Genomic DNA, 23,210 nt, shown 5'->3' with positions numbered 1-23,210 from the left:
AGTATTACTATATGTAGTAATGGGAAACGAGCGGGAGTGCTCCCGCTCGTTCTTTCAAATATGTTATGCTATATCATCGGTGTGAAAGTATTCTTCTGACCACATCCAGATAAATCCGCCGGAAGTCGCAAGACGATGATTGCAGCAATCTATAATTCCAGAGGCATAGCACCCTGTTTTACGCGCTGCATCTGCTGCTGACTCAAAAGTACCGAGCAACTTTCTGGTATACTTATCCAACTGCACAACTGCCTTGCCATGGTGCAACGCCATATGCGCTGCATGTGTGAGCCATATTAAATTCGTAGAACGGTTATTCTGCTTGTTTCCGTCCTTGTGATGTACATCAGTTGTGCCTTCTGGTTGGTACAGAAAATTTGTTGCTACCAAACGAGATACGCTATAATTTTTGCCTAAGATTCGTATCGTTGGATAGCCTTTGGAAAGATATGGATGCAGGTCGTGCGCTGCACCCGTTTTGCAGTTGTAGTAGTATACATCACCTGCATTGTCTACCCAATACGTTGCTTCTGGATTGATTTTAGCTGATAAGCTAAAATGGGGTTCTCCATTCTCAATCCAACCCATATCAGGATATTTTGTAAAAATTTCTTCATAATTCATGCGTAATCCGCCCTTTACTTAATATTCAGCGCCTCCTTTGATTTTGAATTTGATTTTACAATCATGTTACCTGTTAATTTTGCTTGCGCTGTAAGTTTTTACTATGTATATTATGTATATAATATACACCGAAAGTGCCCAAAATGTGAGGGGGGGCAATCAAAAAATTTTTTTGAACGAACTGTCAGCGATAGCAACACCTCACAAATTCATCAAAATCCCTGTAGCCTTGCAAGCGTTCAGCACCTCGAAGTCTCGCAGTCCTTCCAGATACCGCTGTGTGATGGAAATGTTGGAGTGTCCCATCAAGCGAGACAGGCTGTACAAGTCCAGTCCGTTCTTCAACTGCATCTGCGCGAAGGTGTGGCGGCAGGTGTGCGGACTGACGCGAATATCTCTGCTCACGCCTACGGCCTTGCCAGCTATCTTGATAACACGGTGTATCGCTTCTGTAGTCATAGGTCTGCCGTTGCGGCTGAGGAACACATTTTCGGGTACGCGGCGATGCGCAAAGAAGTTCTCTCGCGTGCTGAGGTACTTGAACATCCATTTGTTCAGCAGGGGACTTTTCGGAACAACACGCTCTTTATCTCCCTTGCCATGAATAAGGATATACTCATCCTTGACCTGTGACAGCTTGAGGTCTATTAACTCGCTGACGCGGATGCCTGTGTCAAAGAACGTCATGAGCATGAGACGGTTTCGCACTTCCATGAACGTGTGTCCACTGTAATACTCGGTCATTTTCTTAACTTCCTGCTCTGTGAAGGTCTTGATAATGGTTTTTGGCTGCTTCACGTTCTTGATACGCTCGGTCAAAATGCTGTCGGTGTAGCCTTCTTCGTACAGATAGCGGAACAGCACCTTGAACGCCTTCAACTGGTCATTGATATACTGCGGTTTCGCACCACGCTCTTGCAGCATCATCAGATACGCTTTGATGCACATCGGTCGTACATCTTCCAAACAGAGAACCTTGTGCTGCTCCTTCAAGTAGTCCAGCAGGTAGCCAATCAGTTTACCGTAATTCCGTATAGTCTTGTCGGATAACTTGCGGCACTGACAGTTGAACTCAAATTCCTTTGCTGCATCTGTTAATAACATAAAAAAGCACCTCTTTCACAGGCGTTAAGCCTTAGAAAGAGGTGCAATTTGTTCTAATTGGAATAGTCCATCCGTTATTGCAGTTTCACAGATAAAATCCGTAATCGCTACCGTAACAAATCAACATTTTCCGTAACAGAGTGATTTTACCAGCAATATACAATCCGAACTTTTCGGATAGATAAGCGGCGAATTATTCACTGTCTTACGCCAGTGGGCAACAATTACTTGTTGTCAACCTCTGCCATGTGCTCGATGAGCATCAGCAGCTTGTTGGAGTAGCCCCACTCGTTGTCGTACCAGGAAACAACCTTTACGAAGGTGTCGGTCAGGTAAACGCCAGCGTTAGCGTCGAAGATAGAGGTGCGCTCGTCGCCCAGGAAGTCGGAAGATACAACAGCATCCTCGGTGTAGCCCAGAACGCCCTTCAGGCCGCCCTCTGCCAGCGGCTTCTCGGAAGCAGCCTTCATAGCAGCGCAGATGTCTTCCTTGGTAGCCGGCTTAGCCAGGTTGCAGGTCAGGTCAACTACGGAAACGTCCAGGGTCGGTACACGCATGGAGATACCGGTCAGCTTGCCGTTCAGCTTCGGGTAAACCTTGCCTACTGCCTTTGCAGCGCCAGTGGTGGACGGGATGATGTTGCCGCAAGCTGCACGGCCGCCGCGCCAGTCCTTCTTGGACGGGCCGTCAACAACCTTCTGAGTGCCGGTTGCAGAGTGAACGGTGGTCATCAGGCCTTCTACGATGCCGAAGGACTCGTCGAGAACCTTAGCGATCGGAGCCAGGCAGTTGGTGGTGCAGGAAGCGTTGGATACGAAGGTCATATCCTTGGTGTAAGTGTTCTGGTTAACGCCCATTACGAACATCGGGGTGTCGTCCTTGGACGGAGCGGACATGATGACCTTCTTAGCACCGCCGTCGATGTGAGCCTGTGCCTTCTCCTTGGTCAGGAATACGCCGGTGGACTCTACAACGTAGTCAGCGCCAACCTTGCCCCACGGAATGTTCTTCGGGTCCATCTCTGCGAAGAAGAGAACCTTCTTGCCATCAACGGTGATGGAGTTCTCGTCATACTCGATGGTGCCGTCGTAACGACCGTGCATGGTGTCATACTTGAGCATGTATGCCATGTAGTCCGGGGTCATGAACGGATCGTTTACCGCTACGAACTCAATGTTCGGGTTCTTCAGACCAGCGCGGAAAACCATACGGCCGATACGGCCAAAGCCATTGATACCTACTTTGATACCCATTTCAGTGTTCCTCCTAAAAATGTTGAAGTTTGAAATACTTTTAGTAGATACATTTATTATACACTAAAGCGTGTCTTTGCCGCAAGGTGTAATATTTGTGATTTTTTTATCATTGCCTGCCGCTTTTTTGTACATATTTCATCCGCCTGCCCGTCTCCGCCCCGCTATTATCCACAAAGTCACCAAAATGACAAGCATTCCACAAACAGATGCCCATAAAAAAAACGCATCTGCTCCGGAAAAACATTTTACGGTTTGCGTGTCTTTCTGTCGATTTTTGTTTTTTTCCATGTTATAATTTGAATATCCATACAGGGTTCTCCGCCTCCGCAGACAGCATATGCAGCTCTGCGCGCGGTTATACCTTTCTTCCCTAAAAAAACAAACCCCGCATTCTGCCCAGGCGCCTGCCCGTTCTTCCCGCATCCATAATTTCCGCACTGACCGGAATTTTTGTGCCGAACCGCAGATACTAAACTCCCGGACAGATCTTAGGAGGAAAAAGCTATGAACGATGATTTTTTTGCACTGGTTGACACCGATGCTCTCAAGGCGCTCTCCGGGCAGCCGTCTGCATCCGGAGCCGCGATGCTTCTGGTCGACACACACGGGCTCATCCGTGCGCAGACCGCAGCCGCAGGCGAGCTGCTCGAGCTCGAAAACGGCGACCTGCTGGCCAGCGCCCTGTCCGACGAGGCGGTCGCGCTCGTCGAGGACTGCGCATCCGGCGGCGGCGCGAACAGCATGACCGAGCATCTCGACGTCGGTGACTGCCGTCTGACCGTTGTTCCGCACCCGGACGGTGCGCTCGTTGCGCTCGAGCCGCAGCCGCTCCGCCTGCCGCGCGGTCTGAGCTATGTATGCGGCGATACGCTCAACGCCTCGATCGCCCGCCTGTACGACCTTGCCGCCAAGGCATCCGACCCGGCACTCGCCGCCGCCCTCTCCCGCGAGATGTTCCGCCTTCAGCGCATGGCCTTCCATGTCACCGAGCTGCTCGACCCGCCGGTTTTCGGCACGATCAACGCCCATGACTGCGAGCTGTCGCGTCTGTGCTCGGATGTCGCGGACCAGATCCTGCGCCGCCTGCCCGAGGACAGGCGCGACTGCATCATGACCAGCGTCCCGATGCGCTGCTCGTCCTATGTCGACGCGGTACGCCTGCGCGCCGCGCTCTATAACCTGCTTCTGAATGCCGTCGCGGTCTCGTCCGATCCCGGCAGCGTTACCTTCACGCTCACCTGCGAAACGCGCCCGGCCTTCGAGGACGAGACGCTCGAATATGCGGTCATGACGGTCTGCGACAGAGGCCCCGGTCTGTCTCCCGAGCGCTTCCGCAGCGCGGTCAGCGCATGGTGCACCTCCATGTCCGCGCGCGAGCGCATGCGCCTGACGGCGAGCGGCATGCAGCCCGGTCTGGGTCTGGCCTTCGCGCAGCTGGTCGCGCAGGCGCACGAGGGCACGCTCACCTGTGCGCAGCGTCCCGGCGGCGGCACGGAAATGCGTCTGGCCATCCCGCTCTTCGAGCCCCTTACCAAGCTCGCGCCGGGCCGCTCGATCCGTTCGGATTTCGTCCGTCCCATGTCGGTCGAGGACGTCGAGCTCAGCATTTTATAATAAATATGACACAAAAAAAGGAACGCCAGCTGTTGACGTTCCTTCTTTTATTCTTCCGATAACATCCCGCTCGCGCGATAAAAGCATCCGTGCGGCAGCGCGCATTAAAAAGGTTTTACGGTGCGACGCAGCCCACGCCGTCCAGAATATAGTGCGGACGGTATGCGTAGTTCTCCACTTCCGCGCGCGAGGTGCAGCCGCTCAGCACGAGCACGGTGTCCAGACCGGTCTCGATGCCGGCAACGATGTCGGTGTCCATGCGGTCGCCGATCATGACCGCCTCGTGCGAATGTACGCCGAGCAGGCGCAGACCGGTGCGCATCATGAGCGGATTGGGCTTGCCGACGTAGTACGCGGTCTTGCCGGTCGCCAGCTCGATCGGCGCGACGAGCGCACGGCACGCCGGGATGATGCCCTGCTCGGACGGGCCGGTCAGGTCGGAGTTGGTCGCGATGAGGCGCGCGCCCTTGTTGATCAGATCGACCGCCTTGAGGATGGTCTGATAGTTATAGGTATTGGTCTCGCCCGCGATGACATAATCCGGGTCGACGTCGTTCATCACGATGCCGGCCTCGTACAGCGCGCCGACCAGACCGGGAGCGCCGATGACATATGCGGATGCGTGCGGCTTCTGGCTCGCGATGAAGCGCGCCGTGGCGAGCGCCGAGGTATAGAAATGCTCCTCGCCGATCTCCAGACCCATGCGTGCCAGCTTCTGCTGCAGCTCGAGCGGCGAACGCTCGGAGGAGTTGGTCAGGAACAGAAAGCTCTTGTTTTCCCTCTGAAGCCACGCAACGAAGTCCGTTACGCCCGGAAGGAGACGGTTGCCGTGATAGATGACACCGTCCATATCGCAGATAAAGCCTTTCTTTTCGCGCAGAAGTTCCAAATCTTCAGCCATAGTGCTTGTTCTCCTTTCGGTCGGTCGGCAGACCGGAATGCAGGCCGCCGCCGGAATAGTTTTTCACACTCTTATTATGCGTCAGAAATCCGCAGCGCGTCAAGATAAATCTGTGTTAAAACGTTCTTTTTTCCCGGCTGTCCGTTTATGCCTCGCACGCCATGCCGTCGTAGCGCGTCACGACGAACGGATAGCTGCGGCTCTCCGCTTCCACGCCGATCTCGTGCAGACTGCTCATCAGATCTCCAACGATCTGCATATCGCTGTCGCGCTGCGCCACCGACAGCTTCATCGTATCCCCGTAGGACGAGATGAGCAGCGCGAACGGCTGCACCGCGCACGGCAGGATCGCGCCGTAATCCAGAACATACGGGCGGCAGCTCTCCGGCATGGTGAAGCGGCCGACGTTCGTGATGAGGAAGCTGTCCTCGAGGACGAAATCCATCGTGACCTTGCGCGCGGCCTGCATCTTCTCCGCAAGCGGCATATCCGCCTTATGCAGCATGTCGCAGCGGTCGGCGGCCGCCTTGGCGCGGTAGAGCAGCTGTTCGCGCTCCATCTGGCCGGCAAGGAAGGCCTTCGTGCGGCGGAACACCTCCTCGAGCGGCAGGCTGCGGTATTCCGGCAGATACGGCAGGTCGATGAAGCAGATAAAGTACCGCGTCGTGACGCTCGGCAGCAGCGGACGAAGGTCGACCGGGATCTGCGCGATGACCGGCTTGTCTCCGCCGCCGAACTTGCGGTCGAACGCGCGCATCATGAGCGGCGCGATGATCGAGAGCGGGCTGACGCCGATGCGCTTTGCACAGGCGTGCAGCTGCGAAAACGGGAACGTGATCTCGCTGACGACCTCGCCCGCGGCCGCCTCCCACTGCACCGCAGGCGCGTGGACGGCCTCCGGCTTTTTCCAGATACCCTCCGGGGAAAACTCGCGGTCGGCAAGCTGTTCGTAACCGTCCGCGCTCTCCTCCGGCGTCCATCTGGTATCCATCGCGCGGACCGTGCCGTCGTTCTCGACCGGGCAGCCGCAGTTCTTCAGATACTGGAACAGGACACAGCGGATAAACTCCTCGAAGCCGCGTCCGTCCGAGATCGAATGCTGATATTCCATGTAGATCGTGTCCTCGTGATAGCCGACGAGGAACAGATAGCCGTTCGTGTCGGCCGAGCCGATGGTGTAGCGCGCGGAAACGCCGTCGAACGGCAGCACGACCGCCGGACGCACATTCGTGCGGTAGCGGAATCCGGTCTCGGTGCGCTCGACGCTCAGCATCATATGCGGAAAGCGCAGCAGCGCCTGCTCGACCGCCTCGCGCAGCTTGTCCGGGCGCACCCGGTCCTTCATGCGGATGGTGTGGCGCGGCACGCAGGCCACGGTCTCGTGCGTGTTGTAAAGGAAAATCTTCGCGTAGCTGTCCGTGCGCAGGCGCGGATCGTTCATCATATTCATAACTGAGCCCTCCCGGCAAATATCCTGTCCCTGTTTTCTGTCCGGTTTTTTCAGTTTCAGTGTAGCATTCACGAGGGTATTTGTAAATCATTTTATGTCGAATTTGTCTATTATTATTCATATAAGCAACACTTTGTACGGGAATTTTCCGCACATTTTGTCTGTTATGAACACAGTCTTCGGGATACTCCTCACGCTGTCCCCGTCTGCCGTTGCGCGGCGCGGCCAGATATGATATGATAACATCATCTTAAACGCAAACGAGGTTCATCATGAAAAACGTAACCATTTATACCGACGGCGCGTGCTCGGGCAACCCCGGCCCGGGCGGCTGGGGCGCCATTTTGCAGTACGGCACGGCGAAAAAGGAGCTGTCCGGCTCCGAGCCCTCCACCACGAACAACCGCATGGAGCTGCTCGGCGTGATCTCCGCGCTCGAGCTGCTCAAGGAGCCCTGCTCGGTCGATCTGTATTCGGACAGCAAATATGTCGTCGACGGCATCACGAAGGGCTGGGCGAAGGGCTGGCGCGCGCGCGGCTGGGTCAAGAGCGACAAGAAGCCGGCGAAGAATCCCGAGCTGTGGGGCCGTCTGCTCGACCTGCTCGACCGTCACGAGGTGCGCTTCCACTGGGTCAAGGGCCACGCGGATAACCCGTACAACAACCGCTGCGACGAACTCGCCGTAGCGGAATACCAGAAATATAAGTAAAACAGAAAACAGCGCAGAAAAGGCTGCCTCTTTGATAGAGGCAGCCTTTTTCATGTCAATTGTTACATTCTCTCGTCAATATTGGTATAAGTCGTGGCCTTTGCGAGCGGCTTGTATGCCGGACGGATGATCTTGCCGCCGGTGGTGACCTCCTCCAGACGGTGCGCCATCCAGCCGACGATACGCGCGGTCGCGAACAGCGGCGTATACAGCGACTTGGGCAGGCCGAGCATGCGGTAAACGAAGCCGGAATACATATCGACGTTCGCGCACATCGGCTTATCGCTTCCCTTCTTTTCCGCGAACACCTCGGGGGTCAGCTTTTCGACCAGCTCGATCAGGTTCATCTCGTCGGTCATGCCCTTCTTCTCGGCGAGCGGACGGGCTGCGTGCTTGAGCGCGACCGCACGCGGGTCGCTCTTGGTATAGATAGCGTGACCCATGCCGTAGATCAGGCCGGAGCCGTCGCCTGCCGCGCCGTCCAGAATGCGGCACAGATAGTCGCGGACCTCGCCCTCGTCCTTCCAGTTCTTGACGTTCTCCTTGATCTCCTCGAACTGCTTGACAACGCGCAGGTTCGCGCCGCCGTGGCGCGGGCCCTTGAGCGAGGAGACCGCCGCCGCGATAGCGGAATAGGTGTCCGTGCCGGAGGAGGAGGTGACGCGCACGGTAAAGGTCGAGTTATTGCCGCCGCCGTGCTCTGCGTGCAGGATGAGGCAGCGGTCGAGCAGCTTGGCCTCGTCGTCGGTGTATTTGCCGTCCGGGCGGATCAGGTGCAGGATGTTCTCCGCGGTCGAGCGCTCCGGGTCGGGCACGTGCAGGAACATGGACGCGCCGTCAAAGTAGCGGCGCTTCGCCTGATAGGCGTGCGAGATGATGACCGGGAACTTGGCGGTCAGGCTGATGCCCTGACGCATAATGTTCTCGACCGTCGTCTCGTCCGGGTTGCTGTCGTAGGAATACAGCGCGAGCGTCGCGCTGGCGAGCTTGTTCATGATGTCGCGGCTCGGCGCGCGCATGATCATATCCTCGGTGAAGTTGTCCGGCAGCGCGCGCTCCAGACCAATGACGTGCTGGAACTCCTTGAGCTGGCGGCGCGTCGGCAGCTCGCCGCACATGAGCAGATAGCCGATCTCCTCGAAGCCGAAGCGGTCCTCGCGCTCGAGACCGTGAATGAGATCATATATGTTATAGCCCCGGTAGGTCAGGCGGCCTTCGATCGGCTCGCGCTCGCCCTCGTTGAGGATGTAGCCGTGTACGTTGCCGAGGTGGGTCGCGCCGACCAGAACGCCGGTGCCGTCCGAGTTTCGCAGGCCGCGCTTGATTCGGTAACGGGTGTACAGGTCAGGCGGGAGCTGGTTATGCAGGCGGAAGCTTTCGCTGAGTTCCTGCAACTGTTCTTCTTTTACAAAATCAGGCTGAATGTTCATCCGGCCTTCCCCTTTCTGTTCCCGAGGCGCCCCAGCCGGCGCAGCGGTTATTTTCAAAATAGTGATATGAATATATCATACCCCATTCCTGCAAATATGTCAATTTATCTTGGGGATATATTCTGCCAAAAATGCGATATGATGGGCTTTTGGCGGTTGTTGACCCTGCATGAACGCAAGACCTTTTTCCCGTTCGTGCAAACAATTTTGTACTTTGCCATGCAAAAGCATTGAATTTTCATCTGCCGCCGCCTTGCTTTTTACAGTTCTCCACACATGATCGCGGCGAGCGCGTCCTCGACCGTCCGCATGCCGAGCGACACCGCGCCCATGGCTTCCGCCCGGCGGCCGACCTCATATTTATGCAGATGGACGCCGCCCTCGACGCACTGTGTCGTAAGGAAAACGCGCGTGCCGTCCGCTATCAGTGCACGCACGGCCTGTTCCATGTGCGCCGGGATGCCGCCGCCGCCGAACGTCTCGATAATGACGCTCGGAAAGCCGTGCAGGACCGAGAAGAACGACGGCGGAAGGTCGGGCGTGAGCCGCAGCACGAACACATGCGGCTCGAGCCGCTGCACGAGGCGCGGCGTTCCCTCTACGGGCGCGGGTGCGTCCCAGATCACGTTTCCGTCCGCAACACGGCCTGCCGGCGGCTCATTGGCCGAAACGAACGCATCGAGCGCAGTCGAATGCACCTTGAGGACGTTCGTGCCGCGCAGGATGCTGCCGCGCAGCACGGCATACACGCCACACCGTCCATCCGCCGCCACGCGCAGCGCATCGAGCAGATTTCCCGGCGCGTCCGAGCCCTCCGCGCCCATCGGCAGCATCGAGCCGGTCACGACGACCGGCCGGTCGATATGCGGCAGGAGATGATGCAGCAGCGCCGCCGTGCACGCGAGCGTGTCCGTGCCGTGCGCGATGACGAAGCCGTCATACGCTCCGCGGTTTTCCCAGACCGCCCGCGCCATCTGCATCCGGTCGTCCGCTGTGATGTCGGTCGAGTCGCGCTGCATCAGGTCGAGCACCTCGACCCCGCACACCCCGGAAAGCTCCGGCAGCTCGCGCAGCAGCCCCTCTCCGTCGAGCACGGGCGTCAGACCGTGCCCGGTCTCGCGGCAGGCGATCGTGCCGCCCGTTGCGATCAGCAGGATTTTTCCTGCCGAATTCACGTTATTTCCCATGAATTTCTCCTTGTTTCCTCTTGAATTTCCTGTGCATTTTTCATTTTTCCCGTATTTTTTGTGCGACAAGTCAAGGAAAAGATTGATTTCCCCTTTGACTTTCGGCATATTTTTCCTCGTTTCAAATTTTCCAGTTTTTTCGTCGTTTTTCCCTGTTTTTCTGTATTTTTTATGCAGTTTTGTACATTTATACGCACGCAGCTGTACCGTTTCCGCGTTTTGACAAGCATCTGTATTTTGAAGTATAATATTACCAGTCTACATTTCTGAAAGCGAGGAGTCCCCGGATGCGTCATCCACTGCTGCAAAAATACGACAGACTGATCGAGTTCTTCGGGCAGATGCTCGGTCAGGATTATGAGCTGTCGCTGTTCGACCTCAGGGCCGAAGGCTGTCCGCTGATCTTCATCGCCGGCGGAATGAACAGCGGCCGTCCGCTCGGCACGCCGCTTGCCGCGGCAGGACTTTCCATGCTCGAGCGTTTCCGTCAGGGCGACCGCGAGCCGCTGGTCAACAGCCACAGCGTGACCGCAGACGGACGCCTGCTGCGCTCCTCGGCGGTCATCCTTGCCGACGGCGACGACGAGCCGGAGGGTCTGCTGAGCGTGCGCTTCGACGACAACCGCTACCGCGATCTGGTCGATGAAGTGCTGCATCTGTGTCATCCGGACCATTTCTGGCAGGAGATCGAGGGACTCGAGATTGCCGGTCTCAACCGGCCGTCGGACAGCGGGCAGGCATCCGCCGCGCCGGACGGCGAGCTGACCGCCGCCGAGGCCGTGCGCCGCATGCTGCTCGAGGCGAATACCACGGCGGACGCGCTGACGTCCGAAGAGCGGCTGCACATCATCTCCGAGCTGGAAAAGCACGGCTATTTCCGTCTGAAGGGCGCAGTACGCGAGGTGACCGAGGTGCTGCACTGCTCGCAGGCGAGCGTTTACCGGTATCTGACGCAGCTGCGCCGCGGAGATGCGTTCTAAGGGGGACTCTGTCCCCCTTAGATACGCCCCCTCGCCCCTGCACGGCAGGGGCGGCTCGGGACACGAGTCCCGAGGCAGTGGAGTAAAAGTCCGGCAGAGCTGGACTTTTACGGAGATTTTTTACGCGGCGCTCTGCGGAGCGCCTGTCCTGCCTGTTTTGCCGAAGGCAAAATGCGGCAGGAGATTGCGCACGCCCTGCGTGCGCAGAAGGCACGCCACAGGCGTGCCTTCTTCCTTTGTTCAGATCAGATCTGTCGGGTTCAGTTCATAGATGTCCGTATCGCCGAACAGGCCGAGCTGGTCCATATCCTGCAGGATGATGCTGCCGTCGGTGCGGCTGCGGTAGATGCACAGCCAGATGTCGCTCTCGCCGCGCGCATCATACCAGGGCGGAACCGTAGTATTCGATGCCGCTTCCTCGGTTTTCGTCATCCATGTCAGATAAAACTCGTAATCCTCGGTCGGGAATCTCTCCTCGTCATACCAGCTGTCGCTTTCCTCCGAGCAGCTGGAATAGCCCTGCTCAACATACTGCTTCGAGCCGTCCGGCGCAATATAGCCGAGCGTATACGAGCCGTCCTCGCCGGGTTCAAAATAAAGCGCGAGCGTCGCGCCGTCGCTCAGCGGGAGTTCGATCTGCTCCCCGATCAGAATGCTCAGATCGATATAAGTATCCGCATTATCATAATCATGGCTGCTGTCGCCGTCCGTAAAATCGTAAACAAAATCCGGGAGCCGCTCCGGGAAATTCGCGGTGCTGTCCTCGATCAGGCTGATGATCGTCGGGATAAAGTTGACCAGAACAACGGCCGCCGCGATGATCGCGCCCGCCTTGCGGCCGCCCTTAGCGCCGCCGGATTTTTTCGGCATGGCGGAAGGAACGGCCTTCGTGCCGATGGGACGCGCTTCGTGCGAATGCGTTTTGTGCTGTGCGGTCGTGCGCACGCTTTCATACTGTGGGTCTATCGCAGATCGGACGCTTTCGCGTTCGGTCTTTTTTTCGGCTCTCGGGCGTACAGTTTTATGGGGAAACAGGGGTTTTCCCGTCTCGCTGAGGCGGCCTTTGCTGCCGGCGCGCTCGCCGCAGATCGGGCAGAACCGTTCCCCGTCCTCGAAGTTGATACCGCAGTGCTGGCATTTCATATGATGCGCCCCCTTTCTGGTATCTTCATCATATCAAATCCTGCCGCGCAGTGCAAGATATTTCGCCGCAGGGCGGCGAACGCCCCTCTTTTTTCCTCAGCAGAGGGCAAGCGGTTCCGCCGATACAGCGGTGCGCCGCTGGAGGTGAAAAACGCCCTGTCTTAGGGCGCGAAGAATGGCCGCCTGCGGCGGCCGGGAGTGCCGGTGTTCACCGGCGAGAATGCCGCCGCCGGGCGGCGGCACTCCCCACGCCATGTCATGGCGAATAACCCCCTGCCCGGGAGGGCCTCTCTCGCCTTCGGCGGCAAGGCTCCCCTCTGCCGAGGGGAAAATCTTTTTTATTTTCCCTCTTGACAGGTTTGTGTTATTGTATTATTATCATAGTACAACATAACAAGAAAGGACTGAGGCTATGCAGTGGCAGCTTCGTGGGGATCGCCCGATCTACCAGCAGATCATGGAAAAGCTGACCGAACAGATCGTCAGCGGCCAGCTGAACGCGGGTGATAAGGTGCCGCCGGTGCGTGAGCTTGCTGCACAGGCAGGGGTCAATCCCAACACCATGCAGCGCGCCCTTGCGGATCTCGAGCGCGAGGGGTTGATGCACAGCAACCGCACAAGCGGACGATATGTAACGGAGGATAGGAGTATGATCGCACAGATTCGCGAACAGATTGCGGACGAACGGATTTCGGAGTTTCTCGCCGGCATGAGCCAGCTCGGCTTTACCGAACAGGAAATCCTGTCGCTTCTCGAAAAGCGGCACGGGAAAGGGGAATGATCTTTTATGGAACAGAACAAGCCTCTGGTCGTATGCAGCGGCCTGACAAAAAACTACGGCAGCTTTACTGCACTGAAAAATCTCGATCTGAATCTGGAGCGCGGCCGGTTCATCGGCCTGCTCGGCCCGAACGGCTCGGGCAAAACGACCACCATCAAACTGCTCAACGGTCTGCTTCAGCCGACCTCGGGCATGATCACCGTGGACGGCGCACAGCCGGGACGCTACACGCACAGCATCGTCAGCTACCTGCCCGACCGCGCCTATCTGAGCGACTGGATGAAGATCACGGACGTCATCGACTTTTTCTCGGATTTCTACAGGGATTTCGACCGCGTCAAGGCAATCGAAATGTTCAAAACGCTGCGCATTTCCCCGCTCGACCGTCTGAAAACGCTCAGCAAGGGCACGAAGGAAAAGGTTCAGCTTATTCTGACCATGAGCCGCAGGGCGCAGCTCTATGTGCTCGACGAGCCGATCGCAGGCGTCGACCCGGCCGCGCGCGACTACATCTTAAACACCATTCTCGCAAACTACAGCGAGGACGCTTCGGTCCTGCTCTCGACCCATCTGATCGCTGACATCGAGCGCGTGCTCGACGAGGTTGTTTTCCTCAAGGACGGCGAAATGGTCCTGCATGAAAGCGTGGACACGATCCGCGAGGAACACGGAAAATCCGTTGATATGCTGTTCCGGGAGGTATTTGCATGTTAAAGTTACTGAAATACGAGTGGAAGGCGTGCGCGCGCGCCTGTCTGCCGCTCTACGGCGCGATCATTCTCGTCGCGCTCATCAACCACCTGCTGTATTCGGAAGCGGTTCCGGAGCTGCTGTTCGGCATTCCGGCGGCTATCATGAGCATGCTCTATGTCGTGATCTTCGCGGCGGTATTTGTCGCGACAGCTGTCATCCTCGTGCAGCGGTTCTACAAGAGCCTGCTCGGCGGCGAGGGTTATCTGATGTTCACCCTGCCGGTTTCGGTTACGCAGCACATTTTCAGCAAGGCGATCATTGCCGTTGCGATGTGCTTTCTGAGCTGCCTTGTAGCGTTTCTGAGCATCCTCCTGTTATCGCACGGCATAAATCCTGCGACATTTTCTTTCTTTGACCCGGCCGCAGTCCCCTATGTACTCGAGGGTCTGCTGTGGCTTGTGCTGTGCGCCTTTGCGGCCGTGCTGTTCATTTATCTGTGCATCGCGCTCGGCCACCTCGCGAAAAAGCACCGTCTGCTCATGGCGTTCGTGTGGTACTTTGTGCTCTCGACTGCGGTGCAGATCATCGGCATGCTCGTGCTGATGGCCGGCGGCAACGCCGTCAGCGAGTCCATGGCGCGTTCGATTGGCCAGTTCTGGGCGTCGATGGGCTCCGGCGCCGTGCATTTCGTGGTGCTGATCCTGTGTCTGGTGAGCGCCGCAGCAGCGGCGGTCTGCTTTGCCGGAACCAGATATATTCTGACGCACAAGCTCAACTTAGAATAAGCCCTTACGAAGGGCAGACGCGAAATTTTCCGCCGATACAGCGGTGCGCCGCTGGAGGCGAAAAACGCCCTGTCTTAGGGCGTGAAGAGTGGCCGCCTGCGGCGGCCGGGAGTGCCGGTGTTCACCGGCAAGAACAAGAGGGGGCAAGGGCACCGTATGGTTCCCTTGCCCCCTCTTGACTCCCCAAAACCCTCCTTTGCGCCGCGACTCCCTGCGGTCGCGCGGCTAAACGGGGAGTGCGGGGGCTCGGTTCCGTGCGTCGGGCAGATTTTGGGACGCTGTTAGGCCCTGAATTTTCCTTGCGTAAGGCGCCGCGCATAACAGTGCGCGGCCATCCGGTGCAGAGCGGCGGCGTTCCGCTGCGAAAAGCTCCGCTTCGATCAAGGGTGTACCCTTGGAGCACCAAACGTATCTGTGGGCCCCTCGCTTTTAGACGCGCGACCGAAGGGAGTCGCGTCCTAAGGAAAGGTCGGGGAGTCAAGAGGGGCAGGGAAACCTTGGTGTCCCTGCCCCTTTTGCCCCCGCCGCCGGGCGGCGGCGTCCCATGGGGCGCTTACTCCTCCTCTCCGAGAAGCTCCATCACGTCGACCGCCGCATCCCCCCGGGATGCCTCCACATGCACATGCGTGCCGATCGCTTCCTCCGCCGGAATGCCCGCCGCGCACACGCCCAGCGCCTCTCCCGACGAAACCGCCTGCCCCTCGCGCACGCGCACCTCGCTCAGACCGCGGTACGTGGTCCTGAGGTCGCCTGCATGCGCGAGCGTGACGCACGTTCCGTACAGTCCGTCCTCAAAAACAGCCTGCACCGTGCCGTCGGTCAGCGCCGAAACGTTCTCCCCTGCCTCGCAGGCGAAATCCGTGCCGCTGTGCACGCGCCAGTCTCCGAGCGTCGGCTGGAACAGCAGCATATCGCCCGAAAACGGCGTCAGCACCGCACCGGCTGTCGGCCGGGTATACACCGGCGCGGAAACCGTGACCGCCGGTGTCGGCTCCGGCACGGAAACAGGCTCTTCGGCCTCGGCGGGCGTTTCTTCCCCGCTCTCCGGCTCCTCCGCCGTCACGGGAATATCCTGCACGGTCAGGTCGGGAACATCCTCCGCCGGCGTGATGACCGGCGCGCCCGTCTCGGGAACGGCAGTTTCTGCACTCGACCCGGCGTGCATCCAGAGCACCCACGCGCTCGCTGCGATGATCAGTCCGCACACGGTCAGAATCGTGTAAAATCCGCGGTCGGACAGCGCGGCGATATGTTTCGGTTCATAATGTTTCATGGTCTTTTCCCTCCTTTTATCCGCAGTATGTCCGCGCGGCTTTCCGCTTATACAAAATTAGCCTTTGCTAACTAAAAAACTTTTCTTTTTGCGATAAATGTGGTATAATATCTATCAAGCGAAAAGCAACTAATGAAATGGAGCGACAATCATGACTAAAATTGATATTATCTCCGGTTTTCTGGGCGCAGGCAAGACCACGCTCATCAAGCGTCTGCTCGCGGACGCGCTCAAGGGCGAACAGGTCGTTCTGATCGAGAACGAGTTCGGCGAGATCGGCATCGACGGCGGCTTCCTCAAGGACGCAGGCATCGTTGTCAACGAGATGAACGCAGGCTGCATCTGCTGCTCGCTCGTCGGCGACTTCGGCAAGGCGCTGCACGACGTCGTCGACCAGTACCACCCCGACCGCATCCTCATCGAGCCGTCCGGCGTCGGCAAGCTCTCCGACGTTATCGCAGCGGTTCAGAACGCGCACCTCGACGTTCAGCTCAACAGCTTCGTCACCGTCGTTGACGCGCTCAAGGCCAAGATGTACCTCAAGAACTTCGGCGAGTTCTTCGAGAATCAGGTCGCGCATGCAGGCGCTATCCTGCTCTCGCGCACCGCTGAGTGCCCGGAAAAGCGTCTCGACGAGACCGTCGCCATGCTGCGCGGCCTGAACGAGCACGCGCGCATCGTCACGACTCCGTGGAAGGATCTGACCGGCGAGCAGCTGCTCGCGACCATGGAGGGCAGCCGCGATCTGGTCGCCGAGGTGCTCGAGGAGATCGCGCACGAGCCGCATCACGAGCATCATCACCATGACCACGAGGAGCATGAGCATCATCACGAGCATGACCATGACGATCACGAGCATGACCATCATCATGAGCACGGCGAGGACTGCACCTGCGGCTGCCATGACCATGACCACGAACATGAGCATCACCACGATCACGACCATGAGCACGAGCACCATCATCACGACCATGACGGTCACTGCTGCTGCGGCCACGATCATGACCACGATGCCGACGAGGTATTCACCTCCTGGGGTAAGGAAACGACCCACAAATACACCGAGGACGAGCTCACCGCAGCGCTCACCGCGCTCGGCGATGTTACGCTCGGCACGGTTCTGCGCGCAAAGGGCATCGTTCCGGCGGCAGACGGCGGCGAGTGGCTGCACTTTGACTACGTTCCGGGCGCACCCGAGATCCGCCGCGGCTCGGCCGACTACACCGGCCGTCTGTGCGTCATCGGCTCCGAGCTGGACGAGGAGCGCATCGCTTCCCTGTTCGGCGTAAACTAAGGGAGGAACCCCCACATGGCTAACAATCCCATTCCGGTATATGTCTTTACCGGTTTTCTGGAGAGCGGCAAGACCAAGTTCATCAAGGAGATCCTTGCCGACCCGAATTTCACCGAAAACGAAGTGACCGCGCTGCTGCTCTGCGAGGAGGGCATTGAGGAATACGACGAAAAGTGGCTCGCCCACTACGGCACCGCTCTCGTCCCGGTCGAGTCCGAGGACCGTTTGACCCCGAACATCCTCAAGCGCATCGAGCAGAAGTACAACCCCGACCGCATCATCGTCGAGTACAACGGCATGTGGAAGCTCGAGTCGCTGATGCAGGCGTTCCCGGCGCGCTGGGAGCTGTACCAGATCATCACGACGGTCGACGCGACCACCTTCGAGGTCTACTCGAACAACATCGGCCCGCAGATGTTCGAGCACATCACCACCGCCGACATGGTCGTTTTCAACCGCTGCACGGACGCGCTCAAGGAGATGCTCTACAAGAAGAACATCAAGGCGATGAACCCGCGCGCGGCCATCTATCTGGACGATCTGAACGGCAATTCCGAGGACTACTCGCGCAATATGCCGCTCCCGTTCGACATCGACGCCGACATCATCGACATCAAGCCGGAGGACTACGGTCTCTGGTACATCGACGCGACCGGCGAGCCGGAAAAGTACGACGGCAAGACCGTCCGTTTTCTCGCGCAGGTCTACCGCGGCAAGGATGTTCCGGCAGGCTCGTTCGTGCCCGGCCGCTTCGGCATGGTCTGCTGCGCAGACGATGTGACCTTCCTCGGCTTCATCTGCCGCTATGACAGGGCCGAAGAGCTCGGCGTCCGCGACTGGGTCACGGTCACGGCGTCCGTGACGGTCGAGACGCTGCCGCAGTACCGCGGCGAAGGCCCGGTGCTCCACGCCATCGAGGTCGTTCCGGCCGAAAAGGCGAAGGAAGATATCGTTTACTTCAACTAAAAGATAAAAGAACCCCCTGCATGACATTTTTCAGTCCATGCAGGGGGTTTTTACGTAAGGCAATACCGCATAATTGAACAAGAGCGATTTGCGAGCAAATTTTGCGTTCTGACAAGGCGCGGTTTTGCGGTAATACTTGATGTATTACCGTGAAATCGCAACAAAGTCAGGGCACAAAATTTCCGCAAAGCGCCGCAGCTTTAATTGTGCGGTGTTGCCGTAAATACAGCAGCCGCGCGGCAGCTTCAGTGAATAACGTTCTTCTCCATCTGCTCGATGCGGCGGAGCTCCTCCTCCGCCTTGCGCTCGACGGCGGCCTTGAGCCGTTCCAGCTCCTCCAGCTCCTCGTCGATGTGGAACTCGTCGCGCTTGCGCATCTCGTCGCTCTGGAGAGGCTCCGCAGCAGACGCTTCCGCGTTCTCTGCGGCGGGCGACGGCGCGCTTCCCTTCTGCTTGTCCTCTTTCCTTTTCCGTTCCAGCTCGCGCCGCTTGTCCAGACGGGAAATGTACAGGAACTTTCGAATGACGAACAGCACGCCGACCGACAGCACCGCCAGCAGATTTTCCTGCGGCGAGGTATGCTCGACGATCATCTGACGCGCGATCGCGAGCAGCATGACGTCGACCACCGAGTCGATGGTATAGCTCGTGATCATCTTGAGCATCTCCGCGCCGATCAGGATCAGGCACGCATCACTCATGCGGTCCTGCAGGTAATGCGCGTCGCCGAGCAGCTCGCTGATGTCGGTCGTGCCGATCAGACCGATGCCCGATATGATGCATCCGATCAGGATAAGGCCGCCGACCACCATCTCGATCATGGTCGCGCAGAACGATAATCGTTCTCTGAACTGGTTCTTCATCTCTTTTTCTCCTCTTGCTGCTACTCTTTCTCTCTTCTGTTTTTTTGACAAAATCTTAACAATTTATCTGTAAACATTATAGCACACGCCCTCGGCTGATGGCAATGCTATTCGACATTTTTCATAAAATAGCCAAAAATACCGACGAATTTTTGACAAAAAAGGACACAGACAATAAGTCTGTGTCCTTTCTGCTCTTTACTGCACTTCCGGCTGCTCGACCCGAGTATAGTTTCCGGTCTCGCCGCTGCCGATCACGGTCAGCACATCTTCATGCAGCAGGAAGCGCGTTTCGCCGTCCTCGGAGGCTGCGCTGTCGCGGTCGGCCGAGGCCGTGCCCGTCACGCCGTCCGAGAACGTGAAGGTGAACGTTCCCTCGCCGGTCTGCTCGAGCGTGACCGACGCGCCCGAGGAGGCGGCATAGCAGCCCGCCCAGTCGGTCTCCGTGTCCTCCGGCTCACTGAGCAGGGCGTCATACTCCCCCAGAACGCCCTCGCCGGGATAGCTGTACCGGTCGCCCGTCACACGGTCCACGGCCACCTGTCCGACCGCGCCGCCGTCCGCGCGGCGGCTGACGTTGAACACGGCAAACGAATGTGTTTCTCCCTCGATCTCGCATTCCAGCGTTTCGCGCGACGGCGCTACTGCATAGCTTTCGCTGTCGAACTGCTCGCCCGCGAGCTTCTGCGCCTCATACACGCTGAGCAGCTGCGGCTTTTTCTCCTCTTCCCGGAGCAATCCCGCCTGCTCGGCACGCTCGAGCGCCTGCGTCTGCGGATTGACGGTCGCGGTCGTTTCCCCGGCACAGCCGGTGAGGCATGCCGCAAGCACTGCGGCGGCAACAGGCCATCGTTTCATGGACTGCGGTCTCCCCTCTCTCAAAATCTGCCGGAAGGCCGGAAAAACGGCTGCGCTGACGCAGCCGTTTCCGCTTTCGGGCGTTGATACACCTATCATACAGTATTTTACTGATTTTTGCAACGATAATCTGGCGGGTTTATTCGGCAGAAGCCGGGGTTTCCTCCGTGTTCTCGCCGCTGCCGCCGCCCTTTCTGCCCTTGCCGCCCTTGCGGCGCGGCAGGTGAACGAGCTTTTTCAGGCGCTCTGCGATGCTGTCGGTCAGCGAGTAGTAGACCGGCGTGATGAACAGCGTTGCAACGGTCGAGATGACCATGCCGGTCATCATGACGATGCCCATCGGCTTCATCATCTCCGAGCCCTCACCGTTCGAGAATACCATCGGCACGAGGCCGAGGATGGTGGTCATCGCGGTCATCAGGACCGGACGGACGCGGCGCGGGCAGGCGTTGAGGATGGCGGTGTTCTTGTCCTCGCCGCGCTCCCGGCGCTGAAGGGTATAGTCGATCAGGACGATGGACGAGTTGACGACCGTACCGGCCAGAATGATAACGCCGAGCAGCGCGACCATGGAAACGTGGTTTCCGGTCGGCGCGAGCAGCATCATCGAGCCGAGCAGGCCGATCGGCAGGATCAGCATGATCGCGATCGGCAGCGCGAACGAGTTGAACTGGGTCGCGAGGATGAAGTAGACGAGCGCGATCGCGACCGCGAGGGCGAGCATGAGCGAGCCGGTGGTCTCAGCCATCTGGGAGGCCATGGTGTCGCCGTCGCCGATCTCCACGCCGTCCGGCGTCTCGTAGGAGTCGAGCACCTCGTTTACCTTTTCGGTGATGGCGTTCGCGTCGCCGGACTCACTTTCGCCGGTGATGGTGACGGTCTCCTTCTGGTTCTTTCGGACGATGGACTGCGGGCTCAGCTCGGTATAAACGTCCGCGACCGAGCTCAGCGGCACATTGCCGCCCGTTGCGGTCGGCAGCTGCATCGAGCGCAGCGCGTCCAGACTGGTCGCGACGTCCGCGTCGCCCGATACCGTAACGTCGTATTCCTCGCCGTTCATGCGCAGCGTGGTCGCCGTCGAGCCGGTCAGCTCGCCGCGCACCAGACCGCCGATGGCGGCCGGAGTCAGACCGAAGCGCGAGGCGTTCTCGCGGCGAACCTTGACCGCGACGCGCGGCGTCTGCTCGCCGGCAGAGGACTCGACGTTGATCGCGTCCGGGATGGCGGAGAGCTTCTCCACGAGGTCGTCCGCCGTCGCGGCGAGCTGGTCATAGTCGTCGCCGGTCAGCTCTACGCTGATGTCCGAGTCGGTGGACATGCTCATGGATTCGCTTGCGGAGACCGTGATCTCGCAGCCGGCGATGTCCGCAAGGTCGCGGCGGAGCTGTTTGGTGATCTCCTGCGCGGAGCGGTCGCGCTTGTCGAGGTCGACGAGCGAAACCGTGACGCTCGCGCCGGAGGCGGAGGACATGATGGAGGTCGAGTCGCCGGTCGAGTAGTAGATCTGCTCGGTCTCCGGCACCTTATCCATGACAATGCCCGCGATGCGGTCCTGGATGGCCGCGGTATCCTCCATGGTCGAGCCGTTCGGCATGGAGACCGAGACCGAAACCTGACCCTGGTCCATCTCCGGGATCAGCTCCATGCCGGCCATGGCGATGCTGATGACGCTGAGGACGCAGATGGCGAGCGTGATGGCGATGCCGGCCCAGCGGTGGGTGATGAGGAATTTCAGGCTGCTGCGGTAGCGGCGCATGAGCGGCTTTTCCACGATCGTGGTGGCCTTGAGCTCATCCGAGCCCGCCGAGGCGGCCTTGCTGACATTGGACGCGCCGAGCAGTATATAGCACAGCAGCGGCACGAGCGTCAGCGCGATGATGAGCGAGCTGAGCAGCAGCGCGACGATGGTGATACAGAATTCCTTGAACATCATACCGGTCATGCCGCCCGACAGCGCGATCGGCAGGAATACGGCGATGGTGGTCAGGGTGGACGCCGTGACCGAGGTCATGACCTCGCCCGTGCCCTTCGTGCAGGCGTCCCAGCGGCTGTAGCCGTCCGCGCGGTAGCTGAAGATGTTCTCCAGAACGACGATCGAGTTATCGACGATCATGCCGACGCCGAGCGTAATGCCGCCGAGCGACATCATGTTCAGCGTGATGCCGCACAAGTTCATGATAAGGAAGGTAAACAGGATGCAGCACGGCATCGCGATGGTCAGCGACAGTGTCGCGCCGAGGTCGCGCAGGAACACGAGCAGGACGACCGCTGCGAACAGCACGCCCATCCAGATGTTCTGCACCGCGTTGTCGACGGTCATGTTGATGTAGTCGGACTGGTCCATAACGACGTCTGCCTGAAGCGCATCGTTTTCCGCGATGACCTCGTTCAGGCGGTCGACCGCGCTCTGCGCGACCTTGACGGTGTTCGAGCCTGACTGCTTGTTGACCGAGAGCATGATGCACTCCTCGCCGTCGACCTTGGCGATGGTGGAGCGGTCCTTGGGCTGCATGGAAACGTCCGCGATCTGGCTGAGACGGACCGTACCGCCGGCCGGGAGCGAGATGAGCGCGTTCTTGACGTCGTTCAGCGAGGAATACTCGCCGTCCGTGCGGACGGAAAGCGTCTGCGAACCGTTGTCGAGGTCGCCGCCCGGGATGGCCATGTTGTCCGCGCCGAGCTGCTGTGCGACCGAGGTAATGGTGAGGTTGTAGCCCTTGAGGCGCGCGGCGTTGGTCTTGACCGCGACTTCGTCCTCATAGCCGCCCGAAACATCGACGGACGCTACGCCGTCCAGACGCTCGAGCGCCGGGGAGATCTCGTCCTCTGCGATGGACTGGAGCGCCGCAAGATCAGAGCCGCGCAGCGCGACCTGCACGACCGGCATGGAGTCGATGTCGATGCTCATGACGGTCGGGTCGGAGGCGTCGTCGGGAAGCTGACTCTTGACCTGGCTGACCTTGTCGCGCAGGTCGGTCATCGCGTCGTCGAGGTCGGTAGAGTCGGTGAACTGAACGACGAGCATCGCCATGTTCTCCGACGAGGTGGACTGGAGCGTATCCAGACCGGACAGACCGGCCACCGCGCTCTCGAGCGGTTTGGCGACCTGCTGCTCGATGTCCTCCGGGCCCGCGCCCGGATAGGTCGCGTACACGATCGCCGCCGGAACCTCCATGGACGGCATCAGCGCGAGCGGCAGGGTAGAAAAGCTGTAAAAGCCGAACACAATGACCATGAGATACAGAAGGATGGTCATTACGTTGTGCTTGATAAAGGTTGCTGCTACTTTCATCGAGCC

The 23,210-nt window shown here is 58.7% G+C and carries 20 protein-coding genes; 8 read left to right on the top strand and 12 right to left on the bottom strand.

Annotated features, from left to right (window positions below; genetic code table 11):
• Window positions 1–63: 63 nt before the first annotated feature.
• The 3 genes from H8S02_RS07330 to gap all read right to left on the bottom strand — a co-directional run bounded on the left by H8S02_RS07330 (window position 64) and on the right by gap (window position 2,981).
• Window positions 64–624 carry an HNH endonuclease gene (locus tag H8S02_RS07330; RefSeq protein ID WP_186969963.1) on the bottom strand — a complete coding sequence of 187 codons (561 nt, stop codon included), beginning with the start codon at window positions 622–624 and terminating at the stop codon, window positions 64–66.
• Window positions 625–825: 201 nt separating this feature from the next.
• A complete protein-coding gene (locus H8S02_RS07325) occupies window positions 826–1,728 on the bottom strand; it encodes a tyrosine-type recombinase/integrase (RefSeq protein ID WP_186969962.1) in 903 nt (300 codons plus the stop codon).
• A 224-nt stretch (window positions 1,729–1,952) separates the two neighbouring features.
• Window positions 1,953–2,981 carry a type I glyceraldehyde-3-phosphate dehydrogenase gene (gap, locus tag H8S02_RS07320; protein WP_186969961.1) on the bottom strand — a complete coding sequence of 343 codons (1,029 nt, stop codon included), beginning with the start codon at window positions 2,979–2,981 and terminating at the stop codon, window positions 1,953–1,955.
• Between the two features lie 507 nt (window positions 2,982–3,488).
• On the opposite strand from gap, the gene H8S02_RS07315 reads away from it, so the two are divergent.
• Window positions 3,489–4,598, top strand: coding sequence for a sensor histidine kinase (locus H8S02_RS07315; protein WP_186969960.1), 1,110 nt, complete (start codon window positions 3,489–3,491; stop codon window positions 4,596–4,598).
• Window positions 4,599–4,713: 115 nt separating this feature from the next.
• On the opposite strand, the gene H8S02_RS07310 is transcribed toward H8S02_RS07315, so the two are convergent.
• Together H8S02_RS07310 and H8S02_RS07305 are read right to left on the bottom strand one after the other, a co-directional pair.
• Window positions 4,714–5,499, bottom strand: a complete 786-nt coding sequence (locus H8S02_RS07310; RefSeq protein WP_118686699.1) for an HAD-IIA family hydrolase — start codon at window positions 5,497–5,499, stop codon at window positions 4,714–4,716.
• Window positions 5,500–5,644: 145 nt separating this feature from the next.
• The gene (locus H8S02_RS07305; protein WP_186969959.1) at window positions 5,645–6,949 is read right to left on the bottom strand and encodes a hypothetical protein; all 1,305 of its coding nucleotides are present in this window, start codon (window positions 6,947–6,949) and stop codon (window positions 5,645–5,647) included.
• 272 nt (window positions 6,950–7,221) lie between these two features.
• Between H8S02_RS07305 and rnhA the strand changes: the two genes are divergently transcribed.
• On the top strand, window positions 7,222–7,659 hold the full coding sequence (rnhA, locus tag H8S02_RS07300) for a ribonuclease HI (protein WP_118686697.1): 438 nt from the start codon (window positions 7,222–7,224) through the stop codon (window positions 7,657–7,659).
• A gap of 62 nt (window positions 7,660–7,721) precedes the next feature.
• On the opposite strand, the gene H8S02_RS07295 is transcribed toward rnhA, so the two are convergent.
• Together H8S02_RS07295 and H8S02_RS07290 are read right to left on the bottom strand one after the other, a co-directional pair.
• Window positions 7,722–9,089, bottom strand: coding sequence for a citrate/2-methylcitrate synthase (locus H8S02_RS07295; protein ID WP_186969958.1), 1,368 nt, complete (start codon window positions 9,087–9,089; stop codon window positions 7,722–7,724).
• Window positions 9,090–9,349: 260 nt separating this feature from the next.
• Window positions 9,350–10,276, bottom strand: a complete 927-nt coding sequence (locus H8S02_RS07290) for an asparaginase (protein ID WP_186969957.1) — start codon at window positions 10,274–10,276, stop codon at window positions 9,350–9,352.
• Between the two features lie 287 nt (window positions 10,277–10,563).
• Here H8S02_RS07290 and H8S02_RS07285 point away from each other — a divergent pair, with 287 nt between their 5' ends.
• Window positions 10,564–11,256, top strand: a complete 693-nt coding sequence (locus H8S02_RS07285; protein WP_186969956.1) for a PAS domain-containing protein — start codon at window positions 10,564–10,566, stop codon at window positions 11,254–11,256.
• 240 nt (window positions 11,257–11,496) lie between these two features.
• Here H8S02_RS07285 and H8S02_RS07280 read toward each other — a convergent pair whose 3' ends face one another.
• On the bottom strand, window positions 11,497–12,399 hold the full coding sequence (locus tag H8S02_RS07280; RefSeq protein ID WP_186969955.1) for a zinc ribbon domain-containing protein: 903 nt from the start codon (window positions 12,397–12,399) through the stop codon (window positions 11,497–11,499).
• 412 nt (window positions 12,400–12,811) lie between these two features.
• Here H8S02_RS07280 and H8S02_RS07275 point away from each other — a divergent pair, with 412 nt between their 5' ends.
• The 3 genes from H8S02_RS07275 to H8S02_RS07265 are packed head-to-tail and all read left to right on the top strand — an operon-like array spanning window position 12,812 to window position 14,658.
• Window positions 12,812–13,180 carry a GntR family transcriptional regulator gene (locus tag H8S02_RS07275; protein ID WP_118686692.1) on the top strand — a complete coding sequence of 123 codons (369 nt, stop codon included), beginning with the start codon at window positions 12,812–12,814 and terminating at the stop codon, window positions 13,178–13,180.
• 6 nt (window positions 13,181–13,186) lie between these two features.
• Window positions 13,187–13,894 carry an ABC transporter ATP-binding protein gene (locus H8S02_RS07270; RefSeq protein ID WP_186969954.1) on the top strand — a complete coding sequence of 236 codons (708 nt, stop codon included), beginning with the start codon at window positions 13,187–13,189 and terminating at the stop codon, window positions 13,892–13,894.
• Window positions 13,888–14,658 carry a hypothetical protein gene (locus tag H8S02_RS07265; protein ID WP_186969953.1) on the top strand — a complete coding sequence of 257 codons (771 nt, stop codon included), beginning with the start codon at window positions 13,888–13,890 and terminating at the stop codon, window positions 14,656–14,658. The genes H8S02_RS07270 and H8S02_RS07265 overlap by 7 nt, the downstream gene beginning before the upstream one ends.
• A gap of 553 nt (window positions 14,659–15,211) precedes the next feature.
• Here H8S02_RS07265 and H8S02_RS07260 read toward each other — a convergent pair.
• Entirely contained in the window at window positions 15,212–15,931 is a 720-nt protein-coding gene (locus H8S02_RS07260) for a M23 family metallopeptidase (protein ID WP_186969952.1), read from the bottom strand.
• Window positions 15,932–16,082: 151 nt separating this feature from the next.
• Here H8S02_RS07260 and H8S02_RS07255 point away from each other — a divergent pair, with 151 nt between their 5' ends.
• Together H8S02_RS07255 and H8S02_RS07250 are read left to right on the top strand one after the other, a co-directional pair.
• Window positions 16,083–17,225: a CobW family GTP-binding protein gene (locus H8S02_RS07255; RefSeq protein ID WP_186969951.1), complete on the top strand. Its 1,143-nt coding sequence runs from the start codon at window positions 16,083–16,085 to the stop codon at window positions 17,223–17,225.
• 15 nt (window positions 17,226–17,240) lie between these two features.
• Entirely contained in the window at window positions 17,241–18,191 is a 951-nt protein-coding gene (locus H8S02_RS07250; RefSeq protein ID WP_186969950.1) for a TIGR03943 family putative permease subunit, read from the top strand.
• A gap of 245 nt (window positions 18,192–18,436) precedes the next feature.
• On the opposite strand, the gene H8S02_RS07245 is transcribed toward H8S02_RS07250, so the two are convergent.
• The 3 genes from H8S02_RS07245 to H8S02_RS07235 all read right to left on the bottom strand — a co-directional run bounded on the left by H8S02_RS07245 (window position 18,437) and on the right by H8S02_RS07235 (window position 23,204).
• Window positions 18,437–19,054, bottom strand: a complete 618-nt coding sequence (locus H8S02_RS07245) for a phosphate-starvation-inducible PsiE family protein (protein WP_186969949.1) — start codon at window positions 19,052–19,054, stop codon at window positions 18,437–18,439.
• Window positions 19,055–19,252: 198 nt separating this feature from the next.
• Window positions 19,253–19,912 carry a hypothetical protein gene (locus tag H8S02_RS07240; protein ID WP_186969948.1) on the bottom strand — a complete coding sequence of 220 codons (660 nt, stop codon included), beginning with the start codon at window positions 19,910–19,912 and terminating at the stop codon, window positions 19,253–19,255.
• Between the two features lie 139 nt (window positions 19,913–20,051).
• Complete coding sequence (locus H8S02_RS07235; RefSeq protein ID WP_186969947.1) at window positions 20,052–23,204, bottom strand: efflux RND transporter permease subunit; 3,153 nt, start codon at window positions 23,202–23,204, stop codon at window positions 20,052–20,054.
• Window positions 23,205–23,210: the final 6 nt, after the last annotated feature.

The organism is Agathobaculum hominis, assembly GCF_014288055.1.
Taxonomy (GTDB): Bacteria; Bacillota; Clostridia; order Oscillospirales; family Butyricicoccaceae; genus Agathobaculum; species Agathobaculum hominis.
Note: the sequence above shows the minus strand (reverse complement) of the source record. Positions and strands in the feature narration are given on the sequence as shown.